Origin of the sequence: Micromonospora sp. MP36, assembly GCF_008119785.1 — a bacterium.
Lineage (GTDB): Bacteria > Actinomycetota > Actinomycetes > Mycobacteriales > Micromonosporaceae > Micromonospora.
Genome location: NZ_VSFA01000235.1, coordinates 1 through 2,193, shown reverse-complemented (window position 1 = coordinate 2,193; position 2,193 = coordinate 1). Strand labels below are relative to the sequence as shown.

Sequence of the window (2,193 nt, the reverse complement as noted above, 5' to 3'; positions counted from 1 at the left end):
CGGTGGCGGAAGCGATGCGGGGTGCCCGGCCTGAATTTCAACGCGCTGTCATCGGCATAGCCGCGAGCGCTGGCTATGTCCCGGAGGCCATGTAGGCGGCGAGGATGTAGTTGGGGTGCCGGTCGAGGTTCTTGCGGGCTCGGTCGTAGCGCATGGTGGGCCCAAGAGGGCGACCAGGGCGAAGTCGTTCGGGTTGGCCGACAGACGGGCGGCGGTGATCAGGGCCTCGAACTGCAGGTGGCCCAGTCCGAGTGCCGGCGACTCGGCCGGCACCGTGGGCGGGCGGACGTAATCGGCTGGCGAGTGTTTCAGGATGGCGTCGATGACGCAGACCCGATAGAACCCGACCACGACCGACAGGCGCCGCGACACCGTCGAGGGCTGGTACCGGCGGACGTCTTGCAGCCAGCGCACGTACCGCTCGACGTCCATGCGCGCCATGGCGAGCGGATCAAGAGCTTGGTCGGTGCACCAACGAAGGAAGACTCGCAGGTCGGACTCGGTATGGACGCGAGTCTGCCCACGGTAGCGGCCCAAGAAGGCGGACACCGCGGCGCGCACAACAAGTTGATCGGCCGGTACGACACTGGAAGCCGAAGCAGGAAGGGTAGCCATACATCACCGTGCGTCACCACCGGGAATGAACGCCAGCCCACCCGGAGCGGCAAATCCGGATGCCGTTGGCGCGCGCGCCACCCAGCGGAAACTGGCACCAAGGCGGGGCCAACGAGTTACTCGAACTCTTCATCACCGGCGAACTCGACATTGTCGGGAGCCACGTCGAAGACGCTGTCACCATCTCGGCGGCGGAGCTGGTTTGACGTGGCGGGCCGGGCGGCGGCCCGCTCCCCAGGAGGGCGGGTCGGCGGCATACGGGATGGCGCAGATGTTGACGCAGGGTGCGATTGTGTGGCGAGCGCCTGAGGTCGGAGTGGAGAGCCAGTTGGATAGCCCCGACATGCCCACGATTGCGGAGTCCTACAGATACCGCCTGTTCGTCAGGGGGATGCGGCTTGCTTTGCTCTTCCCGGTCACGGCCTTGCTGATGCTGCTGGTCCGCCTCGGAGTCGCAGAGAGCGTTCTTGTGCCGCTCGTGATGCTGCTCTTTGTCGCCATGGTGCTGGGGATCATGGTGGGCTGGATCGGTGCGGTTCTCCTGGTGCGGGAGACTTCTCGCTATTCCGGCGCAGCGAGAGGCAACGTCGACACCCGGAAGACCGGAGCTCTCATCCGGCAGGCAGCTCGGGATATCTGCAATCTCCGCAGATGGTGACGAGTCCTCGCCTGGGTGACCAGGTGAGTGACGACGGGCGCGGACGATGGCGGACGAGCGGGGACGAACCTGCACTGTTCCCGCAGGCCACGCTTGCTGTCAGTGCAGGCCAGGGAGCCATGCTGGTTCTTTCACACCGAAGCGGTCGATTTCCGGCACGTCGTCTCTTGCCAGCATCCAGGGACATCGCGCCGAGCTGGGGTTGGCTAGCGGACGAGGCGAAGGCATGATCACGCTGTGACTTTCTGGCCTACGTGGGGCGAGTGGCTGGCGACTCTACCGCCGGATGTCCGCGATTCTGCTGTATCGCTCGCGGGGAGGTTCAGGGAGCTTGGAGCCGAGGACCCGGAGGAGTGGGCCAGGTCAGAGATCAGCGAGAACATTCCGCAGCTGGCTCGGTTCATGGTTCTGCGCGCCCTGTGGCGGGAGGCGATATCTCCCTGGATGGATGCCAGCAATCTGAGCGACGTGGCGGCCGCCCAGCGGCTGATTGACGCAGGCGCGGATCCCCACGATGTGCTGCTGGTCGCACGAGCTGGAGCGTACGAGGCGGTCGTTGCCGCAGTGGGCATTATCGACGGGTGCGGGGACCCGAACGCGCGCGAGAGCGACCCCGGCTGGCACCTGGTCGAGACGGACGCGGAGTGCAACCCGACGGGCCGCGAGATCGGGGGGCTCCATGAGTCTCTGGGGGAGACGGACCCGTCCGGCAACGAGGGTGCCGACTTGTGGGAGTGACACGGCCGGGCGTCAGTGATCGGCACCCCGGCCTCCCAGGTCCAGACCGAGGCGGTCGCCGTGCCCGATGCGTGCCCGAACCAGCAGTCAACAACGGCCACCACCAGTACATCGACAGCCGCAAACCCTGACTCTCTCCGCTCATTCACCAGTTGGCCTGGCTGCTTGTACCGGAGATCAAT

Annotated in this window: 3 protein-coding genes; 2 read left to right on the top strand and 1 reads right to left on the bottom strand. The window is 66.1% G+C overall.

What is annotated here, in order from left to right:
• Window positions 1-48: 48 nt before the first annotated feature.
• A complete protein-coding gene (locus FXF52_RS40880) occupies window positions 49-561 on the bottom strand; it encodes a site-specific integrase (RefSeq protein WP_222870959.1) in 513 nt (170 codons plus the stop codon).
• A gap of 316 nt (window positions 562-877) precedes the next feature.
• On the opposite strand from FXF52_RS40880, the gene FXF52_RS40875 reads away from it, so the two are divergent.
• Both FXF52_RS40875 and FXF52_RS40870 read left to right on the top strand, forming a co-directional pair.
• Window positions 878-1,273, top strand: a complete 396-nt coding sequence (locus FXF52_RS40875) for a hypothetical protein (protein ID WP_148804993.1) — start codon at window positions 878-880, stop codon at window positions 1,271-1,273.
• 237 nt (window positions 1,274-1,510) lie between these two features.
• Window positions 1,511-2,011 (top strand): hypothetical protein, encoded by a 501-nt coding sequence (locus FXF52_RS40870; RefSeq protein WP_148804992.1) that lies wholly within the window; start codon window positions 1,511-1,513, stop codon window positions 2,009-2,011.
• Window positions 2,012-2,193 lie beyond the last annotated feature (182 nt).